This is a genomic window from Bacteroides uniformis (assembly GCF_025147485.1).
Lineage (GTDB): Bacteria > Bacteroidota > Bacteroidia > Bacteroidales > Bacteroidaceae > Bacteroides > Bacteroides uniformis.
In genome coordinates this window covers 3,364,821-3,390,519 of record NZ_CP102263.1, presented here as the reverse complement: position 1 = coordinate 3,390,519, position 25,699 = coordinate 3,364,821, and the positions used below count along the sequence as shown (strand labels likewise).

Annotated in this window: 17 protein-coding genes; 1 reads left to right on the top strand and 16 read right to left on the bottom strand. The window is 43.1% G+C overall.

The genetic code is table 11. From position 1 onward, the window contains the following. Positions 1 to 2 precede the first annotated feature (2 nt). The 10 genes from NQ510_RS13500 to NQ510_RS13455 form a co-directional block, all read right to left on the bottom strand. Positions 3 to 2,195 carry a hypothetical protein gene (locus NQ510_RS13500; RefSeq protein WP_004311265.1) on the bottom strand — a complete coding sequence of 731 codons (2,193 nt, stop codon included), beginning with the start codon at positions 2,193 to 2,195 and terminating at the stop codon, positions 3 to 5. 2 nt (positions 2,196 to 2,197) lie between these two features. After that, positions 2,198 to 4,399, bottom strand: a complete 2,202-nt coding sequence (locus tag NQ510_RS13495) for a HEAT repeat domain-containing protein (RefSeq protein WP_004311266.1) — start codon at positions 4,397 to 4,399, stop codon at positions 2,198 to 2,200. Between the two features lie 6 nt (positions 4,400 to 4,405). After that, positions 4,406 to 6,580 (bottom strand): HEAT repeat domain-containing protein, encoded by a 2,175-nt coding sequence (locus NQ510_RS13490; RefSeq protein ID WP_005829319.1) that lies wholly within the window; start codon positions 6,578 to 6,580, stop codon positions 4,406 to 4,408. A gap of 30 nt (positions 6,581 to 6,610) precedes the next feature. After that, positions 6,611 to 8,173, bottom strand: a complete 1,563-nt coding sequence (locus tag NQ510_RS13485) for a DUF6850 family outer membrane beta-barrel protein (protein ID WP_005829321.1) — start codon at positions 8,171 to 8,173, stop codon at positions 6,611 to 6,613. A gap of 23 nt (positions 8,174 to 8,196) precedes the next feature. After that, positions 8,197 to 9,468, bottom strand: coding sequence for a DUF4876 domain-containing protein (locus tag NQ510_RS13480; RefSeq protein WP_004312956.1), 1,272 nt, complete (start codon positions 9,466 to 9,468; stop codon positions 8,197 to 8,199). A gap of 13 nt (positions 9,469 to 9,481) precedes the next feature. Further along, positions 9,482 to 12,352 carry a TonB-dependent receptor gene (locus NQ510_RS13475; protein ID WP_004311273.1) on the bottom strand — a complete coding sequence of 957 codons (2,871 nt, stop codon included), beginning with the start codon at positions 12,350 to 12,352 and terminating at the stop codon, positions 9,482 to 9,484. 910 nt (positions 12,353 to 13,262) lie between these two features. Continuing rightward, positions 13,263 to 15,143: a carboxypeptidase-like regulatory domain-containing protein gene (locus NQ510_RS13470; protein WP_034525778.1), complete on the bottom strand. Its 1,881-nt coding sequence runs from the start codon at positions 15,141 to 15,143 to the stop codon at positions 13,263 to 13,265. A 1,257-nt stretch (positions 15,144 to 16,400) separates the two neighbouring features. Next, on the bottom strand, positions 16,401 to 17,189 hold the full coding sequence (locus NQ510_RS13465) for a ParA family protein (RefSeq protein WP_004311277.1): 789 nt from the start codon (positions 17,187 to 17,189) through the stop codon (positions 16,401 to 16,403). A gap of 75 nt (positions 17,190 to 17,264) precedes the next feature. Further along, positions 17,265 to 17,669 (bottom strand): DUF3408 domain-containing protein, encoded by a 405-nt coding sequence (locus tag NQ510_RS13460; RefSeq protein ID WP_004315818.1) that lies wholly within the window; start codon positions 17,667 to 17,669, stop codon positions 17,265 to 17,267. A 29-nt stretch (positions 17,670 to 17,698) separates the two neighbouring features. Beyond that, on the bottom strand, positions 17,699 to 18,115 hold the full coding sequence (locus NQ510_RS13455; protein WP_004327094.1) for a DUF3408 domain-containing protein: 417 nt from the start codon (positions 18,113 to 18,115) through the stop codon (positions 17,699 to 17,701). A gap of 121 nt (positions 18,116 to 18,236) precedes the next feature. Here NQ510_RS13455 and NQ510_RS13450 point away from each other — a divergent pair, with 121 nt between their 5' ends. After that, the gene (locus NQ510_RS13450) at positions 18,237 to 18,446 is read left to right on the top strand and encodes a hypothetical protein (RefSeq protein ID WP_005829337.1); all 210 of its coding nucleotides are present in this window, start codon (positions 18,237 to 18,239) and stop codon (positions 18,444 to 18,446) included. 583 nt (positions 18,447 to 19,029) lie between these two features. Here the strand turns inward: NQ510_RS13450 and NQ510_RS13445 are convergent. Genes NQ510_RS13445 through NQ510_RS13420 form a run of 6 tightly spaced genes read right to left on the bottom strand, consistent with a single transcriptional unit; the run spans position 19,030 to position 25,677 of the window. Further along, positions 19,030 to 19,596 carry a DUF2284 domain-containing protein gene (locus NQ510_RS13445; protein ID WP_004289236.1) on the bottom strand — a complete coding sequence of 189 codons (567 nt, stop codon included), beginning with the start codon at positions 19,594 to 19,596 and terminating at the stop codon, positions 19,030 to 19,032. Beyond that, a complete protein-coding gene (locus NQ510_RS13440) occupies positions 19,593 to 20,351 on the bottom strand; it encodes an ABC transporter ATP-binding protein (protein ID WP_004289235.1) in 759 nt (252 codons plus the stop codon). The genes NQ510_RS13445 and NQ510_RS13440 overlap by 4 nt, the downstream gene beginning before the upstream one ends. Further along, the gene (locus NQ510_RS13435) at positions 20,348 to 21,328 is read right to left on the bottom strand and encodes a FecCD family ABC transporter permease (protein ID WP_004311292.1); all 981 of its coding nucleotides are present in this window, start codon (positions 21,326 to 21,328) and stop codon (positions 20,348 to 20,350) included. The genes NQ510_RS13440 and NQ510_RS13435 overlap by 4 nt, the downstream gene beginning before the upstream one ends. Beyond that, complete coding sequence (locus NQ510_RS13430) at positions 21,329 to 22,468, bottom strand: ABC transporter substrate-binding protein (RefSeq protein ID WP_004289233.1); 1,140 nt, start codon at positions 22,466 to 22,468, stop codon at positions 21,329 to 21,331. Positions 22,469 to 22,479: 11 nt separating this feature from the next. Next, entirely contained in the window at positions 22,480 to 24,558 is a 2,079-nt protein-coding gene (locus NQ510_RS13425; protein WP_004311295.1) for a TonB-dependent receptor plug domain-containing protein, read from the bottom strand. A gap of 18 nt (positions 24,559 to 24,576) precedes the next feature. Further along, a complete protein-coding gene (locus tag NQ510_RS13420) occupies positions 24,577 to 25,677 on the bottom strand; it encodes a YncE family protein (protein WP_004293828.1) in 1,101 nt (366 codons plus the stop codon). Between the last annotated feature and the right edge of the window lie 22 nt (positions 25,678 to 25,699).

Genomic DNA, 25,699 nt, shown 5'->3' with positions numbered 1-25,699 from the left:
TTCTACCTATTTTGACTTTTCAGCCTATTAATTGTTTTGGTAACTTCGTTCATTAGCTTTTGATTGGAAGTTCTAAATGTGTTAAGTTCTTTGATTATATCTGCTTTATTATAGTATAAATTATACCAGCCTAATGTTTCAGCAGCCAATATGCGAAGTTCTTCTTCTTGGCTTTCATTTTTTATAATGTTCAGTAATGGCTCAATAGCTTTAGCAATAGGTTTATTTCGGAACCTACTTATTTCGCTTTGTATCTGTTTGGTAGTACTTTCCGGACTGTCAATAAGTGCAAAATCTCTTTCAAGTCCTTTCTTTTGGCGAGGAAGGTATTCTAACAATTCATTCACATAGGAAGAATCGTAGAAAGACCAATCGGCAGCCTGTTTCTTCAATTCATTCAAAGCCATATCATGGTCGAACGTGTTGATAGCACTAAAAATTCTGAAACGATGGCGGTTTTCATGTCCGCGTAATAAATAGCTTTCTATCCATGCCGGCAACAATTCCGGATTGCAATTCTTTTCAACGTATTCCACCGCATAACGACGGATCAGTTCATAACTGTCGTTCATGGCTGTCTGCAATACATCGGCAACCTCTGTCGGATAGTTCAAAGCTAATAGGCGTAATGCTTCCAACCGCACAACGAAATAGTTCGATTCGTGGTAACTTTTCTTCAGCAACTCAACGAGACCACTATAATTTGCCATTGACAATTGACGGAGCGCCATTGCCTGCATGTCAGCCATAGGGGAATTCAGCTGTTTTTTCCAGAATGTAACATTTCCTTCCTGCGCAACTAAAGCTTGGTTGATGTCCATATCCAGCCCGGCATTATTGGTGAAGTGAAAAGTCGGGTCACCGATCAGATGATTTTCCAAGAAGCAGGTAAAACGAGTGAACTGCCCGATGCGCATACCGGCAGCTAACAAGCCGAGAAATTCATCCGGCCATTTATCTTGAATGGTGTTAACCGTACATCCCATAGTAGCAATGGTCTTACCCTTATTGAATATATAAGAGCCTACAATGTTGTCATCCAAATGGAAAGAACCGTTGAAACAAGCATCGAACAATATAAAACGCGCATTAGGAGTCAAAAGACGAATATCTTCAGTATAGATATCCATATTACGGTTTACAATGGAATCCGATTTTATTTTCTCCTCATCGAAAGCTTCCGCACACCAACTTTCAGGCACCCCATACTGCTTGGCATATTCTTTGATAGCAGCTTCACGCCCATGTTTCTTGGCGTATGAAGGCACTTTGCTTCGCAAGAATATTTTGGCATTCTCAATACTCAAATTAATACCGGAACCATTTTCATAGCCATTGATATACTGCATGGTGGGGCCACCGTGGTGATGGAATAGCATGACATCTAATCCTTCGCGCTGAATCTCGTTCAAGTATAATGGTTTCATCGGATAGCGCATGTTAAAATCATAGAACTTCACTGTATTACCCGATTTGAATATTTGCGGCAATTGCTCACGTAAGGCTATTTGCTCACCGCTCCATGCCAAAGGATCTTCAGAATTGTAACCATGGCCACGGGCCATAGTCAGTTGGTCAAATGCATTTTGCTTTGCTTTTTCGGCAACTGCCTTTTTTAAGTAATCGCGTAGCATCTGATAACGGTTCTCACCTTCTAAATGTAATGGACGGATACGGGCCGAATAAATATCCGGTGAAATATACTGTTTAGAATCAGCACGCAATGTCATATAATGATAGTCAGGTATCAAACTGTCTTGTTTAATATAATCAAATTTTAATCCGAAGTCATCATAATAACGGTCGGAAGGAACGCTTGATTTCTGCCAATTGGCTTTGGGAGACCTTTTGAAAGCCGAAGATAGATGATGTGCATCACGAATCATTGGAATAGGGATGTCACCTATAAATACGCAACCCTCCAAAGGCGTTTTCTCATTCTCATGCAATTTGACAAGTTGCTCACGAATAGGTTCGGGCCTTTTCCAATCATCAATTAGCAAGTAAGTACCTAAACCTTCTTTTTCTATACTGGTACGATAAGCATCAATTTCACTTTTCGCTTCATCATAACTTTTCTGATCGACTACAATTGCAAAAGTAGTCTTTGTTTTTATACTAGGATGTACAACTGTTTGCGCCTGCATATCCTGTAAGCACAAAGCGGTAATTGCCAAAAGGATGTATTTATTCATATTTATAAACTTAATCTTTTGATTGTCTGTTCAAGCTCTGCTTTTAAATCTTCCGGAAGATTGGCTGTTTGTTGCATCTTCTTTATTTCTTCAAGAATGTGTGGCCGTTGTACAGAATTAGTAAACCAACCTAATGCTTCGGCCATTACTACACGTACTTCCTGTGGATTACCGGCATCACGAATTACATTCAAATAATCATCCACGTGGAAATGGAATGTATAGTTACGCACATTGCGGATTGCACTGATACGTTTTGCTTCCGGTGCAGCTACATCCATCAAGGTCTGATGGACTTTTGCCTCTTGTACAAACATTCTTTCCAGGCTTCTTAGTAATCGTTTTTTCTCTTCGTTTTCATTCAAACGGTCAACTTTTGCATAAAAGTCTTCTATTGTCTTTTCTACTTTCTCTTTCGGATAAAGGCTTAAAGCCTTGTTGGCACTCATTTGTACGCGTAAGCGTTCATTATGTTCGACCAATGCTTCCACAATAGCGGGCAATAAGGAATCGTCACCTACAAATCCAGCATAAATGGCACTTTGGCGAGCTACCATTTCATAAGTATCGTTCAAACCTTCGCGTAATGCTTCGATGAAGTTGTCGTCCTGATAACGGCTCAACAACTTGATAGCTTCCATACGAACCGTATTGAAGCCACTTTCCCGGTACTTCTTCAGGAGCAACGGAGATAATTCCTTTTGGGTATCGGCGTCAGCCAGCATACGCATGGCCAAACTTTGTACATCAGCGTATGGGCTGTTTAACAAATTCTTCCAATAGGCTTTGTCATCTTTGTGTATTGTTATATCGGTACTTAAAGTATTGGCTTCGATAGGAGCAAAACGGAAAGTGGGATCACCAAACAAATGACCTTCAAGTGATACGATTAGCTTATTGTATTGCCCGGCTCGTACACCATGGGACAACAAACCAATCATTTCAATAGTCCAGCGGTCTTGCAATACGTTACGGGTATTTCCTTGTGCTACTAATGTCTGACCGTCATTAAAGATATATTGTCCTGCTATATAGTCGTTTTCGTGAAAAGAACCGTTGTAGCACGCATCAAACATTATCATCTTCGGATTAGTGGAAAGATTTCTCTTCATTAAATCTTCCGTTACGATACGTTCATCAGCGTAGTGAAGAGAGTCTGCTTCCCAGAACTTAGGATTGTCCAGGTCTTTAAAAAACACCTCATTCACTTGTCGTTTTTCCTGCATCTGAATACGTAAGGTGTCTTTGTCACGTTTTCCAACATGGGACATGACTGCATTATAAAGTGTACTCTTCAACATTTTATAACGATTATTGAAATCAGTGCATGCCAATTCATCATTAATAAGCTGCCCTGTTGGCATTCCATGTTCATGAAACATAAATAAGTCAAGGTCCTTTCGTTGCAATTCGCTGAATAACTTATATTTCATAGGGTGTTTCATTCGGAAGTTCCAATGTTTGAATCCCATTTGACGACCAAAAGCTAATGGAAAGTTCTCCATATAAGCTTTTTCGTCATCCATCCATACAATCAGGCAATCGGAATTGTAAGAAGCACCATTGAATGAGAATACCCGATCTAATTGATTATGCTTATCTGCCTTGGCAGCAGCAGCTTTCTTCAGATATGAGGCAATGGCCGCATATTTATCCCCTTCCTTTTTTTCCGGATACTTGATACGAGCTGAATAGAAAGTAGGATTTAGCCGCTGGGGACTGTCTTCTGTCAATTTGTAGTAGAAATGCTGATGATTTACTGAGTCTTGCCTGATGAACTCAAACTTTAAGTTCAGATCATCATAAAAGCGGTCGGTAGGTACGGAAGACTGATCCCAAGGAAAGGCTTTCTCATTCATTTTGAATGCAGTAGTCATGTGTTGCGCATTACGTACCAATGCGACAGGCACATCGCCGATTAAAACCAGACCTTCCAATGAAGGGCATTCTTGATATGTTTTGATGATTATCTGTTTGACTTGATCTGGATTTTGCCAGTCACCGCTGATCAGATAAGTTGCCAAACCATCATCTTCAACCGCAGTTTTGTACTGATGCATGGCATCTTTGGTATTTGCATAAGTTTGGTTATCTGTTATGATAGCAAAAGCGGTAGGTTGTTTGACCAATGGCTTTATGACTGTTGTTTGTGCATTTCCTGCCAATGGCAAAAGAAATGCCAGATATATTATTTTTTTAATCATGGCCAATTAATTTTTAAGTCTGTAATATGTACGGTCGGCTTCTTCACGAAGGTTCTCGGATAAGCTCTTATCTTTTCTCAGTTGATCGCATACCCGAAGGATGTCAGGCTTCCGATAAGAATGAGTGAACCAAGCAAAAGCCTCCAATAAACAGGTTTTTAGCTTTTCACTTTCACTGGAGTCGGTAAGTAAAGCCAAGAGGCCGTCTACACAGGCATGTGCCATATGATTTTTCAGAGAATTGCAATAAAGGATGCGCCAACGTTCGGAAGTTTCTTTGCTTAATAACTCTTTTTGCATGCTACGACTATTATTGGCATTCTCCAAAACCTTACGCATCTCCTCCTTGTCTTGCAACACATAGGTCTCAGCCATTACTTTATCAATTGCCGCCTGTACGGCTGCCTGATCAAAGACTTGAAGCCCCAAACTCACATTAAATGCCACACGCTCGGATAGGTTGTCTTCTACATAGGCTTTGATTTGCGGATAAACATACTCGTTCAGTCCCACATGTTGCATCATACGAACGGAGGTGCGACGAATAAATTCATAGGAATCCGTAATGGCCAAGTGTAAGACTTCCCGGAAGTTTTTGTCACTAATCTTCTCAAGCAATGCCAAGCAGGTGAAACGTACCATCATGAACGAGGAAGTTTCAAAAGTTTTTCTTAATAAATCAGAAATACCCGGATAGTCATTGCGATAAAGGTTGTGCAAAGCAAAATTCTGTATGTCGGCATAGGGCGACTGTAATAACTCCAACATGCGGGACTCGCTATATGGTTCTTTGAACAAAGCATTGGCATCTACCTCATTGATAGAATGAAAACGTAGAGTAGGGTCACCGGTAATGTGCGATTCGAGAATATTCGTCAATTTAGCCCATTGCCCCACTCGTGCTCCCATACCTAACAGGCCGAGCATTTCGTTTGCCATTTTATCTTGCAGTACATTGACTGAATTGGCAAAAGTAGTTACGCATTTTCCTTCCGACATGATATAACGTCCGGCAATGTAATCTTTTTCCCGGAAATCACCATTATAGCATGCATCGAAAATTACCATACGGCTATTAGGCTTAAACTCTGTAACTTCCGACAGGATAATACCGGTGCGCAGGTCTAGTAAAGAATCTTCTGCAATTACTTTGGGATCATCATAGCCTGCAATCCAAGTAGTGTCCAAACCGTATGTGTTTTTCATCATATCCAGCATTTCGTCGAAAGACTTTTTGTTGTTTTGCTTTCTACGCGCTAAACCACGATAATAGTACTTCATTGCATCTACATGAGCATTCCACCTATTAGTAGCGGGACTACCGGAAAGATATTGACGTTCGGGCATACCATGCTCATGAAAAATAGACAAGTCCAGATCTGTGCGTTTCAGCATATTAATGACATCGTCCTTGGGATAATCGCTGAAATTATAACGGATGAAACGGGCCCGTCCCTCTTTATCGAATACGCCCGGCATTTGTTCGCGAATAGTAAAGGTTTCCGGTGTCCATGCAGTCAATGAGTTAGAGTAAGAGCCATCACCTGTATAGGAGAAGAATTGGTCTAATTTATTGTTTATCTGGTGCTCAGCCACCACTTTTTTAAAATAGCGGCTGATTTGCGCATGCGGTTCTTCGCCGTTATCAACAGCTTTGACACGTGCAGAATATATGTCACACCGAATTTGCTGTGGAGATTTTATAGCCAAATTATAATAGAAGAAATTATTTTCGACACTGTCCTGTTTCAAAAAATCGAATTGTAGGTCGAAATCATCGTAGAAACGGTCGCTGGGCACTGAAGAATCTCTCCAGTCATTGTTTTTCTCATCCATTTTAAAAGCGGAAGTCATATGCTGGGCTTTGCGGAGCATTGGAATAGGGATATCACCGACAAATACCACTCCTTCCAATTTATCCTTTTTGTAGAGTTTAACAATAACTTTCTTTACATCTTCCGGTTTATTCCATTCATTGTATACGATGAACGTAGGCAACCCTTCCTTTCCTAGAATCTCCTGATAGGCTTTAAGCTCGGCTTCACAAGCCTGAAATGTCCCTTTATCTGTAATTACAGCAAAAGAGGTGTCCTTTACTTTCACAGCCGGTTTAACAAATGTCTGTGCCCGCAGAGATAATATGCTGCAGAGCATCAAACTTCCAGTTATTAATTTACGCATGTTTTGTAATATAGATTTCGTTATGTAGCATTAAAAATTACATCCTAAACTTATCGATAAATGAGTACGCCCATCATAATCATAGTCAGAGGTATTTACACGATCGAATACAACTTTTGCAAATAAGTTCATACGTCTGTTTTCTCTGACTTGTTGCGAATACGTTATCGACCCGCCAATACGATAGTAATCACAGGTATAATAATTAGTCAGCCCTTGTTGTAATTCGGTTACAGTTGGATAGTCTGCATGGCTGCCACCATATACATATTCACCTCCCAGATTATTGTTATACGCAACATGAACATCTATTAAAAGCCTGCGATTCAAACTATTGCCTAAAACAAAATTTTTTTTGCCACCTAAGCCTAAAGATAAATTTTCTGCATTCTGTACAGAATTAGGCATTAAATATCCATCGTCTTGCTTGGTATAATTCACATTTAATTCTGCTTTCCAACTATATTCATTCCCGCGGTTTCTGCTTAATGCATAATTAAGAGAAGCGGTTTGTGCCTTGTACGTAGAACGGATGTTATTATATAATTCCACCCAGCCACTTTGTGATTCAGAGTTATCGCGTTGAGAAATATACTGAATACCATCGATGTTACGATTTGTATATGTGGTTCTCATATAATTGGTATAGTCCTTTCCTTCCTGAATCATCGTTAAAGAAACATGAGCAGTTTTATCTTTTACACCGGCTATTTTTTTAGGAGTCGTATAGCTCTGCTGAACAGTTTCCGCTTTTACATCGTAACTGCCCTCAAGCAGTAAATTGAAAGAGGGCATACTGAAGTTGTACTGGAGAGCTCCACCGAAACGGTCTCCAATATAATTGCTGGTTACACCGCTGCCTATTCCTTTTATGGCTGTTCCCAAACCGTATAATATATAATAGTCCTGATCCACATAAGAGTTGACATTACTCATTCTTGAGTCTTCCTTGATAGAACTATACTTGAAACTTGCACCAAACTTGTGTGAATTATTCAACTTGTAAGTAATCCCCGGCGTCAGTCCCAGCGTATAAAAACGGGTATCCACACGCGGGTCGCGCTGTTTGGCAGCTAATGTAGCTACATAATTACCTTCCAACCCCAATGCCCAATGATTACCAAGTAAAGGAGTAGCTGCACGAAACTTCAGATCGTAATATTGATTTCTCCATTTACTTAAGTGCTGGTCTGCGACATAGTAAGGCATTCCCCTGAATGGATCGGCAATGGAGGCGTTATATCCGGCATCTGTCAGATTTTTTTGTGCAAAATTAAATGCTCCCCACACATATGCATTTTTCAGATTGATAAAGCCTTCACTGGATACACCTACGATAGCCTCTTTCTGCCCCTCTTGCGGACGGCAATAGTTTCCGTCCTGTAAGTCATATCCCAATATAACATTCGAATAATTCTGAATATCATCGAATGGCATACCGGCAGCATTCTGTGAATGAGACCATAGTCGTCTTGTTTTCAATTGTTCCATAGCGGCGGGAGAGAAGCCCTGTGCCGCTCCCACCATACTTACAAGGCAGGCTATCATTACCAGCAGGCAGCTTTTCATATAGTTCATATATTGTTTTTTCATTGTTCTGTCTTTTTAGTTAATTATTACAATGTGTGATTCCATGAAGGCATTTTTGCTCCATTACGACGCATTACAGGAACAACGCCACGTTCAAAGTCATCCGTACTGTTGTTTGTATCCTGATATATATATGTACCTGTTTCTTCGCGAATAATAGGATTACCTTCTTCGTCTGTGGACAATTTGCGAGCAATACCTAAACCGCAATAAGTAGCTCCTACCCAAGTAATACCTGCATCAAGTACACCGGGGACACGTTTTGCATTCATCTTTGACTCATTGTTTACTGCTTCAACAGCATCCAATACATATTTAATAGGTATTTTTGCATAATAAACATTGCTGTTCGGTTTGCTAAGATCTGTTGTCTTCATATTTTCATCGTTGACCGGATCCCAAGCTTCTCCTTCAGGAACACGAAAAATCACATAAGCACCTCCGAATACGGATGTCAAATATTGTGGTATACTTCCCATCTCTGCTTTTCCTTGGTAGAAAACATGTTGCATATCATAAGCTGCCTGGTCAGGGAAGTTTGGATTATTCATATTAAACTCAAACTCAGAACTACTGCCGTCTATAGGACTTTGAGGGTTATAGATGTCCAACTGATGGTTAGCGGCAAATTGAGAAATGATGCAAGATTCACCTGGCGCTAACGGATATTCGGTTCCATTTCCTGGAAATTTCCACACACGTTCTCCATATGCATAATTATTACCGTCCGCTTCCGGCCAAATAGGTAATTTAGTGGTAGCTGTACCCGGAGTTAAATTTGCGAAATAAATACCGTCCAAATACAAAATGTCAGCAGAGTTATTGTATATCTCATAGAACTGGTCTCGGAAATAGACTCCTCCTTTTTCCGGACGGCTACCGCAATAATAAATCTCCTTGAATATTAATGGGCTCACTTTAAGCCCTTGTACTTCAATATTCAATGCGCTACCATGCTTAAATAATGCCGCATTTACAGAATTGCCATTGATGTAGTATTCATTGTTTTCTGTATCGATCGCTGTACCGGATACTGTTACCGAATAAATTCCGGGGATAATTCCGTCAACTTTCACACTATTATCAGTTACTTCTTTTACATAATGTAAATCTTCATCGTAATTGTCGAACTTTACAGTCAGATCTTTCAGTGTGGATATATTTTCAACGGTAATATCCAAATATACATCCACTGTGATAGGATTCACTTCTGCTGTGCCAGACATGTCCCTGAACGAATCGCATCCTATCAAAAGGGTACTTGCCAATGTAAACAAATATATTAAATATTTTTTCATAACTTCCTAAACATTATAAAGTGAGTGATAATTCCAGCCCAAAGAAAAATCGGTTATTCAATTGAATATATGAACCCGGATTACGTTTGGATTCTCTGCGCGGATAACTTCTGAACATATTGTTGGCAAAGAAAGAAACACGTAGCATATTGCTAATTTCTTTAGTTACATTCAAGTTAAAACAAAAATAAGGACTGTATGATTCTTTTATAGCATTATTATGACTTACATTATTCAACATATATCCATATCCTGCATCCTTTACTTGCTGGGTAGTGGTATATTTCCCCTTGGGAAACATATTTACAGACGCATCTTCCAATGCTAAATAGCCCACAGGTATAGAATCGTTTCCAAATGTATTCCAATTAGACTGCTGCCAAATAGCTTGTGCTGTCATCGTAACAACAAAACCGATACGCGGGATATTGTGAGTGGCACGTAAAGTCGTTACAAATTGTTGTTTGTAACTTGCATTGCCTTCTTGAGAATAAATGGCCACCGGTTTACGGGCTGAAGCAGCATCTTCGCTATTGTCATAGAAGCTATAACCCTGACGCCAACTCTTAGTACGCATCCATGAGCCATTTATTTGGAAGGCCGTACGGATAGCATCAATACGTCCGATATTCAAATCAAATTCTAAACCTTTAGTTTCTATATTTAAATTATTAGTTGGTTTTGCATAAGTAGACAATACCGGTAGGCTACTACTAAGCTCTATCCCGTTTTCTGTGCGCTGGTATTCATTGTAGATAAATGTATTGAAGGTGTTGAAGGTTTGGCTCATTACATAACCATCCTTCAGACGCTCCTTATAAGCTATTACATTCAGATTGGTTTTACCCACTCGTAAATTAAAACCGACTTCTGCTTTATGATTTTGGGCAATCTTCAAATCTGAGTTATCTACTTGCCGAACTTCTGTGGTAGTCATAAACAAGCGCTGGCTTTCCGGAATATTTTCATTGGTAAGCTCATTTATATTGATATATTCAAAATATGCATTTTCTGGATATAAATAGAGAAGAGAAGGCATCTTTGCAGCAATACCGTAACCTCCCTGAAGACTTAATAGATTCGGAATCAAATCAATGGATGCATTTACACGTGGCGAGAAAATGCCTCCTACTACTGAGGTATGATCATAACGCACACCAGCCTGAATGTTCAAATCATGCGTACCGCTTATGGACCATTTGAAATTATCTTCCACATATGCACCAAATTGGTTAATGAAAGGAATATCCTTATAGTTACGTGGACGGAAAGATGAATTATGACCGTATTGACTACGATAAGGAGGAGTACTTGGGTCATAAGTTTTTCCTTTACCAACGTTACCGTCACTCCGGAAATCCGCACCAATCAAGATGCGGTTGTTTACATGACCGCTCGCCTTGAATAGAGAACTCGTCACTTTAGCAAACAAATTAACTTCACGACTATCGATCTCATAGTGTCCCAAATAGCTGCTTGGTAGATAAACAGCATAATGATTTATGTCTTCCGGTCCAAAATTAGTAATTTGATTACCATTGGCATCATAGATATGCTGACCTGCAAAGTTACTAAGTACCGCACCGTTTGTAGTGGTCATGGAATAAGGAGATGTAGCAGAACTGTATACGGTTTCATAATAACTGTCTTTATCCATATACGTACCTGACAATACATAGCGTAGTGTTTTTAACCAGCCCTTATTTATATTCCATGTACCATTGGTATTCAAAGTAAAACCTATATCGCGGCCTTCCGAAGCTGTTTTAGTTTGTTCATCATCAGGATTACGTTCACGTTGATCCTTACCATAAATAAAATCAAAGCTGGAATTGGTACGTAACTTATTATTAAAGAAAGTATTTGAATAGAGCAACTTTGTTGTGGCACGCTGATAGTGCTGGTAACTGGATATTGGATTATTCGTATTATAAGCATAATCTGCACTTACATTTAAAGCGCCTTTCTTTTTTCCAAGTTCAAAACCGGTTCCCATAGACACCTGATAGATATTGGGATTGGCTTTTGCTTTGACACGTAGCGGCTCACGACCAGCTTTTGTATTAATAATTACTGCTCCTGAGGTCAGATCACCATATTCAACAGAAGGGATACCACGAACGATTTGTATAGACTCTATATTTTCAGTAGAAATACTACGAACATCGGTTCCACCAGCCGGCGAGGCACCTCCGGCCAATGAAGCGGGTGTTTCCGTACCACTTAATACCGTAGGGCTCATCGCAGATAGATTAGCATTATTTGAGATGGGGGCACCATCACGAATTATTGCGGTGCCCATAGCATTCATCGGAGCTTCCGGACCACTGGAACTGGAAACTTGACGGATGTTAATCTGTTGTGCCGAACTCATATCTTGATTCTGTGAAATTCCACCTGGCATCAATGACATTACATCATATAAACTGGTCGCTTGCATATGGTCCATAGCAGAGCGGGAAATGTGAGAAGATGTGGATTTGCCTGAACGGCTGTTGGTTGCAGTTACTGTAACTTCTTTCAACTTAAAATCCTCATTCCTCATTGTAAAATTAAGAACCAAATCCTTATTTACATTTATTAAGGTGTCAATGGAGACTTTGCCCAAATATTGAATTTGCATACGAATTTTACCAGTAGGTACGTTTTCCAGTATGTATCTACCATTTTCATCAGAGGTTGTCCCTAGTGCAATTTCAGGAATAGACACAGCTGCAAATTCTAAAGGCAAACGCTTGTTGTTGTGGTCGTACTCATAAACAGTGCCTGTAAGTTTTACTTTGTAATTGTTTTGCGATTTGATAGGGAGGGCAATTCCTATGCAAATAAGTATAAACAAGTATATAATATTACACCCCAAAATACCTTTTTTCATAAGTAACATCATATTTATTAACAATGCAAAATTATATGTAAATTTTAAATTAAAACAAACCATTGTGTGTAACAAAACTAAAATTATTAAAAATACATGTTGTTTTTGTTGGTGCCGTTGCATAATCTCACAGACCTCAACCGTCTGTTGTCTAACAATATAGCAACTGCATTATATTTAGGAAAATCCAATATATATTAGTACTTTATTTAAGTTCCATACATAGTAATACGGATCTTGAGTGATTAAAAGCAAACTGCAAATCTAAATAAAAAACGGGATGGTTGTAGTTCTGATATGCTATATCTTAATACAACGCAGATAAATACTTATATTTTCATTGATAGATCTAACTAAGTTAAAAAACGGATTTTCTCCAAAATTCTTCTGATAGCTCCGTTCCAGCCTCATATTTATCGCACTTTACAGAAGCCCCAGTTCAAATATAAGGAAACTGTATCTCTCTTCGATAAAAGATCTATTTTAGGACGCAAAATTAGATATTACAAAAGATTATAAAAATACCATTTTTTGGGTATAAAAACGCATCTAATACCTATATATAGGTATTAAATATCATTGGCAATGTATGTTCCATTTCATTAAGCAAACAATTTTTTGTATAAAATACAAATAGTACTTTTTTACCCACTTAAAAAGTGCAAGAATGTATAAAAGTCCATGTGTCAGCTATAATAGGGGCATGAATAGGCATCCGTTCCATACCTGTCCCTATTTGAATCGGTCACCCCACAGTGACCGGACATTACTCACCCAATTCGGATTCTCATTACAGTAGGCAACGAAAATCTGTATCAAGTTCCAAAGCCCGAGAATCATTCCATTAAACCTGGCAGGAATTGTGACAACATGTCTGCTTGAAACAGCTACTATTATGGTATCATGCTGTATTGTTATGCTATATACCATGTTCTAAGTCAAAACTCTTTTTTTTTAGAATTGAAGGTTTAAGGCTCCATCCGAAAGTCAATATCACTTTCTCAAAATTCTTTTCTACAGCACCCTTTGTATAAGTTAGGATGTCTTTCTCTAGAAAATTTTTGAAATCAGATGAACTCATGTCTCTAAAAATGTTTATATATTCTTTTTTAAGAAATTCATTTATGGCATGTGCCGATATCTTTTTTTGCGTGCACTTTTCTATAACATATAAGTTGCTTGGTACCGGTACCATCGTGTCCAGCCCCATGAAGATATTACAGTCTACCATAAGAGTATAAGCGCCGCTCTCGGCAAGAGGTGCGGAAATGCAGTAATTGGCTTGCTCAAGCAGAGAATCCGCCAGTTCTTTTGTGGAAGAACTGATACTATTGGCCAATTGTTCATATCCTCTTAGATTCAGTTGGGATATGGTCTTTTCGATAGCCGGGATGAATTTCATTCCTGGACCCAGGTTCAAATCAAATCTTTTGTAATAGACAAGAAGCTCATTCCAATCTTTGTACCGTGAAGGTTTGATGATATTTACATTGTCTATACCATGTTGTTTAAGATACTCGCCGGAGGAAAATGCATCTTCTTTGAAGGTCTGTGTGTTTCCATCCGGGAAACTTAAATAGATGGTCTTATATGTGTCTCCAGTGTTGGTCCTTGCAAAAGCTTTACATTCCTCACCTTTGAGATAATATGCTGTGGTGATGTCAAAACCATTACCGCTGGCATCATTGTCATAGCAACAATTCCACTTTACCTTATCAGATGGGAATATACGGCTTATATTCTCTATTTGGGATTTGGTGACATATCCCCCCGTGCTTATGAATGCGCATGTGGTTTCTTTAGTATAATGGTTTATTTCGTAGAAACTCATTGCGTCAATAGCGGATTCAAAGAGATATATGTCTGTAACCTTGTCAAAAGGAACAAAATTGGCCATCCAACAGCTTTGTGCCTTGTCACCACCCGTGGCAAAGGCTTTATAATTGGTATTGGTCTCTGCAAAATAGTTCCTCATTTCAAAGTTAAGGATTTCCATCTGGGAGGGTTTGCGGAATGGAAAGCCGATATGATTGTTTTTTCCTACCTGGTAGATGAACAGTCTATTGGCGAAATCCTCCACAGTCTGTGGAGAGAGCTTCCTTTGGACGGTCAAATATGGATTATCCTTTTTGATAGGACGAGGATTCCAATAATTCAAATTGGATTCAATATCATTTGGATTCAGTCCCAGCAGAGGATTGTTTACCGTTTCGGTATCTTCATTGGTGATCTGTTGAGTAGGCATTGGTACACCATCAATGACGAAGAGAGGCTGGGTTCCTCCTGTGACGGAGTTGACACCTCTGATTCTGAAAGTCATTCCGCTTGACAATGAACCGTCTGTGGGGATAATCTGTACTCCGCTGATTTTGCCTTGTAGTGCTTGCAACGTCTGCGTAGAACTACTGTTTACAATATCTTTTATATTCACAGAAGCAACGGCGGTTGCAATATCACTTTTTCGCTGGCTACCATAGCCTACAACAACCACCTCATCCATCTCTGTGACTGAAGGGTCTAGAATGATATCAAATCTTCGGTTCTTTCCGATAGTGATAGTTTTGGGCTTATATCCCAGATAACTGATGACCAGTTTTTCAGAAGGAAGTACTTTTATCGTGAACTTTCCTTCTAAATCGGTGATTACTGCATTGGTGGTACCTTCGATATTTATCGTGGCACCGATAAGAGGTTCACTCTTCTCATCCAACACTTGCCCTGAAATAGTTACTTGCTGTGCTAATGCTACAGTGAAATGTAGTATTAGAAACAATGTGCTTAATAGTACTTTTCTCTTCATAGTGCAGATATTAAAGTTTATAATAAGGATTAATACAATTAGATTTAAAATGGTAGTGCAAATAAAGCGAATTATAATATCCATGTTTTGACCTATTGTACTTTTCTCTTGACCAAATTACAGACTTTTTCTTCAAAGGTAATCGCTTTCTATTAATTTCATTTATCACCGCGTAAAATTATTCGATTGGACTTTTTATAGTGAGTATTATCATGGGGAGTATTAAAAAAGATTGGATATGAAAAATAGTATGTTAAATCATTCTGTTTTCTCAAATATGCAGTGGGGTGTGAGCGCAAGGAAAAATATCTGTAGAAATTGATAATAATGTATTTTATTCAAACTTTCCATTTATCCAAACTCTATCAGTTATCTGCACTTAAATCAGGCTTTGATATTTCAAGAGTTTGGATAAATGATTAAGGATTCAGTCTGCATTAATACCGAACATAGCAGTCAGTGAACGATTGATACCTTACGTTCGCATCGTGCGAAGTCTATTCCTTTCCACACGGTTTTGCGTCCGGCTGAAGATGCACACTCGGCTTGCGCCTTGTTCCTTTGCTGTTTCTTTATACTTGAAGTTCTACAATTCGTTTCACAAAGAATTACCCTGTGGAAGTCTGCCCGCTTTCGCGTAGGGTGACGTTGAAACCTTTATCCAGGGCATTACACCATGGCATTCGCTTTCTCCACAATCCTTTACCCGCACCTCATTCGGCCGCTCTTACAATTGGCCACCCATCGGTTATTGGCTGACGGGAGAGATACGGGCTTACCAAGTTTCGCACAAATAACTGACGACCGACTTAGACTCCGCCTATCCACCAGCAGTGCGACATCCGTGTAGCACGATGTAACAGCGTACTATCCTGACTGCTTGCCTTTTGGAATGGCCCATAAATATCCGTGAGCTAATTCATAGTCACGATGGTACGGCGATTCACTTAGGTTACTCATATCAGTCAGCTTTGACATTCTTCGCCTATGATGCTTAGGTTGGAACGTCGTTGTCAAGAGGGCTTCGCACCCGACCGTTGCCAGTCACGTACGCCTCTTCAGGCTACTATTGATGGAACAATAGGTTCAGACACGATGCTGAACAATTACTTGTGTGACCTCTTGGCGCACATTACACTACTAAGGTAATGCTTTTATAGGAGAAGTCACATCTGTAAAAAACTTATTATCATGCAATTATCTTACTTTATCTTAGGCTAAAAGCCCTTATTCAAGGTGTCTGTATCCTATCATCCGCTACCGCTCGGTATCGGATTCCTCCAGACCGATGGCATGGCATATCTCCTCCACCAGTTCAGGAAGGCCGGAGTCTTTCTCCTGACGGGGATCGGGTGGAAACAGCGTGGAACGAAAGACACCCTTACAGACAGGGTCCGCCTCCTTGTTGTAGCGGAGGGTGTTCGGAATGTGTGAGGACAGCAGCCGCAGCCCCATCCTGTGGATGACCCGGTTCCAGGCATCATACAAATTCTTCCGTCCCCTTCTATCCACCATGTTCCAGAACAGCCGGATTCCTTTCAAGTTGCAGTTCCCCTTGGCGATCAGCTCCTCTTCCAGCACCTTGGTAAACTGCAGGGAACTCTGCATGACGATATTGTCCGCCTTGAGCGGGACAAAGATATAGTCCATCGCGGCAACGGTATGAACCACCCCCTCGCTGCGGAGCGTTCCGGGAAGGTCGAAGAGCACGATATCGAAAGTCTCCCCTTTTTCGTCCATATAACGCCGCAGGTCTTCCACCCCCTTTTCCGGGTCGCTTTTGATGACCGGATAGGCAGGCTTACGGATTCTTTCGTACTGCCGGTACAGGTTCACCTTCAGGTCATCATTTTTCATGACATTCTCCATGTCCCTCTCACGCATCAGGGCGATGCTGTGCTGCGGGGAGTCACAGTCCACAACCGCCACACGCACGTCTTTGCGGTAATGCAGGACACTGGCCAGCAGTACCGTAAAGACGGATTTTCCCACGCCACCCTTCTGGCTGGCGATGGCAACCAACAACTCTTTTTCTTTTTTCATCATACTTCTTTTTCATTAAAAGTTAAACACTATTGTTTCAGAAACAAAAATAATGCTCCCATCGGGGGAGATCCCCTGTCATGGGGGACGAGCCTTTATGACCGGGCCGGGCAGGGACTCCTCCAGAATCATGTCCGTCGTTTCCCTGTATTCTTCCAGATGCCGCGAGACAAGGTGGTTGATGAACCCCTCCAGAGTGACCTTTCCGTTTCTCGAGGCTCCCGCCAGGATGGACAGTTTCCGGTGCAGGGCGGCGGGAATATGCAGCGACCGACGCTGCACGCCCGCAATGCCATGCAGGTATTCCTCCCCGTAGACGGACGGTTGCATGGGGCCATTTTTCCTTGCGGGACGTATAATGTCGTTACCGGACGTTCCACGTCTCTTCCGGGGACAGGCAGGCGCTTCCCCCATGATCTCACGGATGCGGTCCGCGTCCATCCCGCCAAGACCAATCCGCTCTTTTACGTTCTTTCCTGTCATGATATGCCTTCTTGGACAATGACAACGTTTTATCGGCGAGGTGTTCCTCCCGGCTGTCCGTCCTCATCCCAGGGACGGTAGACCTCACCGAGCAGGGAGGCGATGTCCTCCCTGTGTTCCTCCATATGGAGTTCCAACAACCGGATGATAAAACCGGAGATGCTGCCGCAGCCGGCGGCCCTGACCAGCATGGCGATCCGGCGGTGCAGTCTCCCATCAATGTAGGCGGTCTTCCACTCAGCGGCTCTGGGAGCGGGAACCAGAAACCTCCTCTTGTATTCCTCCGGACCTGTCACTTTCCCTGCCCGGACCTGACTTCCATGACTTGGTATCTCCACCACTGGTTCCAGGGATGGGGAAACGGGAGCTGACAGAAGGTTCCCCGTGAGTCCGACCCTCTCGAGAACGATATCGGAAAGCCGGTTCTTTTCCTTTTCTGAATCCATATTTTAAAATCTTAAATTATTAAATTACACAACTGGTATTGTCTCGGAATACAAAATAAAGGAAGAAGAGAACAGGATGAAACCACCTGTCACTTATAGTCATCCAAAGTCAGTTATTGTCATGATACACATGACGGGGGGGACGGAGATGCCGTTCCGTTCGGACGGTTCTTCCTATGCGGAGGCGACATCAGAGGCCCGTAGTGGTGTGGAAAAGCGAGCGGGATTCCGTTTCCTTGTCCACCGTTCCTTTTTAATCCTTATGGGCAGGCGTGAGAGCGCGCATCCGTCCGGATACGGATTCTTAAATTATCGGTCTATGGGAGTGTAAAAGTATTAATCCGTTAATGGAGAATTATGAAGGAAGACCATAAGGTGTACACGGCTACATTCTCCATTTGCAGAAGTGTAGAAGTAGTAATCCATTAATGAAGATAATGCAGAAAAACCATAAACCATATACGGCTCACTGCCGCTCTCCATTTGTAGATGTGTAGAAGTAACAATCCATTAATGGACAATAGGGCATGTAAAGGGCAGATTTCCCGTATATTCGCCTCCTTATTCCCGAATTATGGACGTAAGTCATATGATTATGGAGAGATATCCACCCTTTTATGGGGAGAGCAGCCGGCAAACACCTGATGGAAATGCCTCGTAAATCACAGGAGAATAGCCATACAATGGGCTAATACACAATAATTATTGGATAAATGTGGTCCGCTCCTGCGGACAGCAAGTTGTGTTTTCGTTTAACGAAAACAGGACGGTTTAACGGAGAATACACCGATAAACCGTTACTTATTTCAAGCTCCAGCGTCGCTTTTTACATATCTAATTATAATTCATTTGAAATCACAAAACAGATTGAACCGAATGTGGTTAGTTTGTCTGTTTATTTCATGTCCGAATCATTAGTATGCTATGTTGCAAAGTTCGTATTCATTATGAAAAAATCCGCTTACGAGAACAAGATATTCAGGTAATTTGCCATCCTTTCCCCAAAGAAGTTCGATGTTAAAAAGTTCAGAAAGCGTTTTGGCTATGTCAAATCCGAAGGCTTCGAGTGACGGACGCACTTTTTCCGGGTGTCGGCATGGTGTGCCGCAGTTACGCGTACACTCGTTATCTGAGCAGTGAAGACATTTACCTATATAGGCAAATGAACGCCCTCCATATTTCCGTTCCATATCCAATAATTCGCTCTCGATTCGTATCCGTTCCGGTAAAATGAGTTTTTGTGTATATTCAATCGGAATATCTTTGTCTTCAGGGATTATCTTCGTTGCCATAAGATGTGCATACTTGTATTGTCGGAGAAACGATTCCGTATCAAAATCAAATGGAGGACACCCCCAACTTTTACCGTAATTGGTACATTGTTTGCAAAGTTCAAGAAAATGTGGTTCGTCACGGAATTCGGCGATGTATCCTTCAACAGTGATGTCTGAAGTAAAATTTTCTACAGTGTATATACTCATTGTTTCAAAATCATTGTACCGCATAAGGAGTCGAAACGGATGTTTTCATTTTGGAAAAGTCTGTCAATGTATCCGCTTTTCTGCATTTCAGACGCGGTCAAGCAACTTAAATTCGGGGTATCTAACAATGCTATCGAATCGCACATGGACAACGCGATGTCAAGTTCATGTGTCGAGAACATGATACATTTTTTCTCGTCGTGGACAAGCCTACGAAGCAACGCCACAAGTTCGTAGCGATTAGGCATGTCAAGAAAGGAAGTCGGTTCATCAAGGAGAATGATAGGAGTATCCTGTGCCAATGCACGAGCAATCATCACACGCTGGCATTCGCCATCCGACATTTTATCCATCGTGCGGTTTGCATAAGCCTCCATTCCCACCGAAATGAGCGATTGCATGACTATCTCCTTATCTGTTTCTTGCATCCTACCTATCCAGTTGGTATAAGGAGCACGGCCTATGGCTACGACATCCTTGCACCGCAGGTTGGCGATGCGCGTGCGCTCGGTCGTGACGACAGCCAGCGTTTTTGCCATATCTTCGGTTTTCATGCAGGCGATGTCGTGCCCGTCGAGAATGATTTTTCCGGAATAACACCGGTTCAGACCGGCTATGGCGCGGAGCAACGTCGATTTTCCTGTCCCGTTTCTTCCGATAAGGGCTGTCAGTTGACCTTTTTTTATCGTGGCATTTACCTCGTGGAGCAACGAGTTTTCTTTGTAACCTATGGAAAAATGCTGTAATTCTATCATGCGGTGATGGATTTGTTGCGTAAAACCACCCATACGACGATTGGGATTCCCAATAGAGCTGTAATGGCGTTGATCGGCAAGGTGAATATTTTAGAAATGATGTCGCAAAGAAGCAATATCGATGCTCCCGAAAGAATTGTTCCGGGCAGAAGGACATGATGATCGCTATTTTGGAAAAGCATTCTTGTGACATGAGGCATAGCGAGACCTATGAAACCTATCGGACCGCAAAAAGCGGTTATCGTTCCGGCGAGCAGCGTTGTCGAGAGAAACAACAGGCTGCGTGAACGCCGAATATTCAGTCCCATTGTTACGGCATATTCCTCTCCGAACAGCAGGAGGTTAAGCGGTTTGATGGTCAGTACAGCCAACAGCAGTCCGGCAAACACCGATGGAACAAGAATCAGAAGTTGTCCGGAGGTGACGTCACCCAAAGCCCCCATCGTCCAAATGACAAAGGCTTTCAGCGATTCCTCTTTGCTGAGGTACTGCAATATCTGCACGACAGCACCTACGCCCGATGAGAACATCATGCCCAGAATCAGGATTACCATGATGTCTTTTATTCGCTGTCCGACGGCAGTTATCACGAGCAACACGACAGCCGCACCCACCCACGCTGCTCCGGCAATGCCTATTGATGAACCGATCCCGGCAAGTACCACAAGTGCCACACCGAGACTTGCACCGGAACTGATGCCAAGGACATAGGGACCGGCAAGAGGATTACGGAAGAGGGTCTGCATCTGAAGACCGCTGACCGATAAGGCAGCCCCGGCCAACAGTGCCACTATAGCTTTTATGAGGCGTATGTTGAGTACGATTTTTTCCGTGGCACGGGAACAATTTCCCCCGGTCAGTGCTGCCCATACATCGCGGATCGGAATGTTGACAGCTCCCACGGCCAAGTCCAGTAAAAAAAGACCGACCGTGAGCGTAATCAATATGGAGAATAATATAGTCGAACGGGAACGCATCTATTTCAGTTGCTTGTAATACACACACTCTTCCTGCACCAGTTCAGGATGGAATATCTTCACGAGGTCGCGGAGCACGATGTCAGGATTCACGACGGCAGACTCGTAATAGTCGTTACCCCCGGCTGTGTTGGTACGGGCGTTGTTGTTATACACCTCTCCATTTTTGAAACATCGGGTATCGGTGAATTTCGGACATGATGCCTTCAAGTCGTCAAGGGAGTTCGCCATTCCCACGTTCAACCACATGTCCGCATCCGACGCGAGCAGATATGCTTCTTCTAAGTCAATGGGGATAGAAGCGTTTCCCGTGTTCTTCTGGTAGATATAGCGGCCTCCCGCATCAGTAATCAAGCGGGCTACATAACTTTGGGTTGAAGGCATGAACCACGAGTCGCCATAGGGAACATTAAGCATAACCGAAGGAGTGCCGAGGGTACTGTCGGCCACTTTCTTTTTCAAGGCGTTGTATCTGACCGGGATTGCGGCAAAGGCTTTTTCACCCTTCTCACGTTTTCCTGTGACTTCTGAAAGCACTACCATCCATTCGGCCTTGCCGAGAGGCGACTCTTCAAGATAATCGCCGACATACATGAACGGTATGTCGAGTTCTTCGAGTTTGCTTTCCATTGCGCTTGCGCCGTTCACCCCATAGAGCAGAACGAGGTCGGGATCGAGCGAGAGCAGCAACTCGTAGTTGATGTTCCCTTCATAGCCGACATCACCAATACTGTCGCGGCGGGCTTGGATGTCTGGGTTGGAAATGTAGTCGATTCCCGAAACGCCGGTTATACACCGGACTTCACCGATTGCGTCAAGCATGGCGATATGAGTGGAAGACATCGCCACGATACGTTTGGCGTCTCCTTTGAGTACCTGTCCTGCAAACCCTTCGGGAACCTCTTCACCGTTGCGGACGATAAACAGCCATGTGGTTACACTGTCCGCTCCCTGCCAGGGATTCCTGACGGTTATCAGTACGCTTTCCTTCCCGCCCGCCCCTTTGATGTCGAAGCCGGAGGCATATTCGGGAGCATAAAGCAGCAGGTTGAAATCATTGATTTTTGAGCTTTTGTTGTGGCAGCCTGTAAATGCCAGAGAAAGCAACAAAATCAGGCTTAAATTCTTTAATGCGTTCATATTGATGCAGATTATCGTTTACTATTTTTGTTTTTTCCGAACTTGGGTGTTATGCCGATGAATATCTCGAAATTGATGCCCGGCATGGGACGGGACAATACGGAAAGGTATTCTTCATCGAACAGGTTGTTGATGCTGCCCTTTAGCGACAGATCGGCCCATCGGAAAGAGAGCTGTTTTTCCAGTGTCACGTTATTCATGAAGTAAGGGGGCAGATAGCCCGTCAGGGTATAGTCATTACTCGACATGGTATAACGCTGGCTGTAATAACACCATTTGTAAAGCAGGCTCCATGTCCGCCATGACAGACGTCCGGTCACCGTTGCGGAAAACTCCGGCACGTATGGCAACTGTTTGCCGACGGATTGGTCTGCCGGACTCATCGGTTCGCTCTCGTTGATCGAGGGAGTCCACGAGAAAGTTCCGTTCATATCCAGTTTCCAGTCCTTTCCGAGCATTATATCAAGGTGGGCGTTGGTCTCTGCCCCGTAAGCATGTACCTTTTTGAGGTTTCTGGGGGAGAAGAATCCCTTGGTTGTGGGTAGCCAGATGATCCAGTCGTCGATGTGCGAATCGAACCAGTTGATACCACCGCTCAAAGCATATACATTTTCTTTCCCCACCGAGAACGACAACCCCACGTCGTATGTGAAGCCGTGCTCGCTTTTCAGGTCGGGATTACCGCCCGGCAGAAAATAGAGGTCGTTCAGCGTGGGAAAACGGTAGTTCCGGGAGATGGATGCTTTCGCCACGATATTGCCTTTTTTCGACAGTACCCCGTCGATGAAGAAAGCCGGGATAACCGGGGCCCATTCCGTACCGAACATATCCTCGCGAAGGACAAGCGAGGCGGCAAAACGATCGACAGGCCGCCATTTCGCAGAAACGGAACCGGAAAACTCGACACGTCCCTTGTCATACCCGACAACAGCCTTGTTACCTTCCTGCGAGATGATATTTTTGTCCGCGCTTTCCACCAAATGCTGGTGTACGGAAACACCGGCCGTGAACAGCCATTTCTCTGAAGGAGCATAATCCCCGTCCGCACTTCCGTAGAACGTGTTAATCTTACTGCGTGAGCGGGTCATCGAAGCCATTTCGCCGTTTCCCTTGTCCCGCTTGTAATCATAGGCCATCCATGTGTGTATATAGCCGCCTTTTACACCGACCTTCCATTTCTCCCGCACGCGATCCCACGAGAGGACGCCGCGAAACGTCTGCTCCCTTTGGCGGTTCTCGAAGTCCATGTCGTTCCCGTAATCCGTGCTGAGCATCGCCAGTTCCCGGTTGGAATTGATATACCAGGCGTTTAGCCCGAACTTGTCGCCTTCGCCCGTGTTATAATAAATTTCCTGCAAGACGTGCAGATCCTTATAAGCCCCGCTGCGGTTGCGTTCCGTCGGGTAATAGGAACCGATGATGTTCTTGTCCTCGTCATAGATGTTTTCCTTCTTGTCCCGGTTTCGGTATTTGTAGTCGTTGGGGGAAGAGGAATACACCACACGGGTGGAGGACTGCCAGTGTTTGTCACCGTAGGTCAGGCGGAGAAACTCGTCGAACGTGCTGAACGACCCCACTCCCTGCACGTACTGCAACCCGAACCCTTCATGGTTGGCCGGAGAAGTGGAGAGCCTGACCAGACCACCCAAGCCGCCGCCCGTTTCGTTTACCGATGACGTTCCGTGCAGCAGCGAGGCATCATCGATAAAGTAAGAAGGGATGGTGGAAAAATCCGTCATGCCCAGCATCGGGTTGTTAATGCGCATACCATTCCACGTCACTTGGGTATGCGAGGGAGAGGTACCCCGGAAAGCCACGGTGGATAACGTGGCGCGTCCGTAGTTCTTGACAAAAACGGATGAGTTGAATGTCAGCACATCGGCCATAGACAAGGCGATGTTCTCTTTCATGGCGATGGAATCGAAACGGGTTCGTTGCACGCCTATATCCTTCATAGGTCGTTTGCCCACCACCGTAACCTCCGGAATACGTAGTACCCTTTTGGTAATGCTGACGGAATTTTTCTGCTGGGCGGCAAGCAGAAAGGGCAGGCTTACCCCCACGAACAATAGAATAAGATGTCTTTTCATTTTTGTCCTCCTTCCTCGTTATTTCCAGCAGAAAGCTCCCGGAATGATTCCCACGTAAAATTCATCGATCAGCTTGCCTTGCGGCGAATAGCGATACACGATACCTTGTTGCTGGTAATCAATAGCGTCGGCCACATATACCTCCCCGTTGTTGGGATTGACCGTAAGGCCGTAGTATTTGGTGTCCCGAAACTCCAGAAAAGGCCGGACGGGAACACGGTCGGCTTCCACCGGCATTCGCCAAATATCGTTGTTGATCCAGTAAAGTGTATCCCGTGTACCGTTGAGCTGGACTTCCGAAGGCCAGTCGCCCAGCTTAAACTTGAACTGTTTCTCTACGGTGAAAGTCTCGGCGTCTATACGATAGAGAGACGGTGCCTCGTAACCGTATGGGCTGCCCTCGTAACCGCCATCCGTGATGGTCCACATCTTGTTGTATTTGTCCATGACCAGCGAAGTAGGTTGTATGCCGATGGTCAGTTCGTCCACGACCTTGTCCGTCTCCGTGTCGATTTTCAGGATGCGGTTCTGGTACGACCAGCAGTTCACATAGACGTACTTGCCGTATTGTACCATTTGTTCGGTGGAACCCGATTCCATGTCCATGTCTGGACATTCGATATAGCCGGTAATCTCGTATGTCTTGGGGTTGATGATGAAGATACGGTAGTCCCATATCTGCGTCACATAGGCTTTCTCATCCGACAGAAAATGGATATACCGGGGTGAGGTGAAACCTGTGATACGGCCCACTTCCTTGAAAGTATTGATGTCGATGGCGAAAATCACATGCGAGTTGTTCACCACGATCCAGCCTATACCGTCCCGGATAACCATAGACTGGGCCACATCGCCCAACTTGAACCCGTTGGCACGGTAAAACACTTCATTCTCCACTTCGCACGTGGCGGGATCGTAGTAGGAAAGCGTGGCATTGCTGTACTGGAAATTCCCCTCGTTGGTAATGAAAAGACCAGAGGCCGATACAGAGAAATCTTCCATCTCTCCGTAATCCCATTTCATGCAACTGCCGAAAACTGGCAGGCAGAAAAGAAAAAGGCAAATCCGTTGTATTGTTCTGCTCATTGTCATTCGGATAAAAAAGAGTACCCGAATCATTACGGGTACTCTGGTTAAGGTA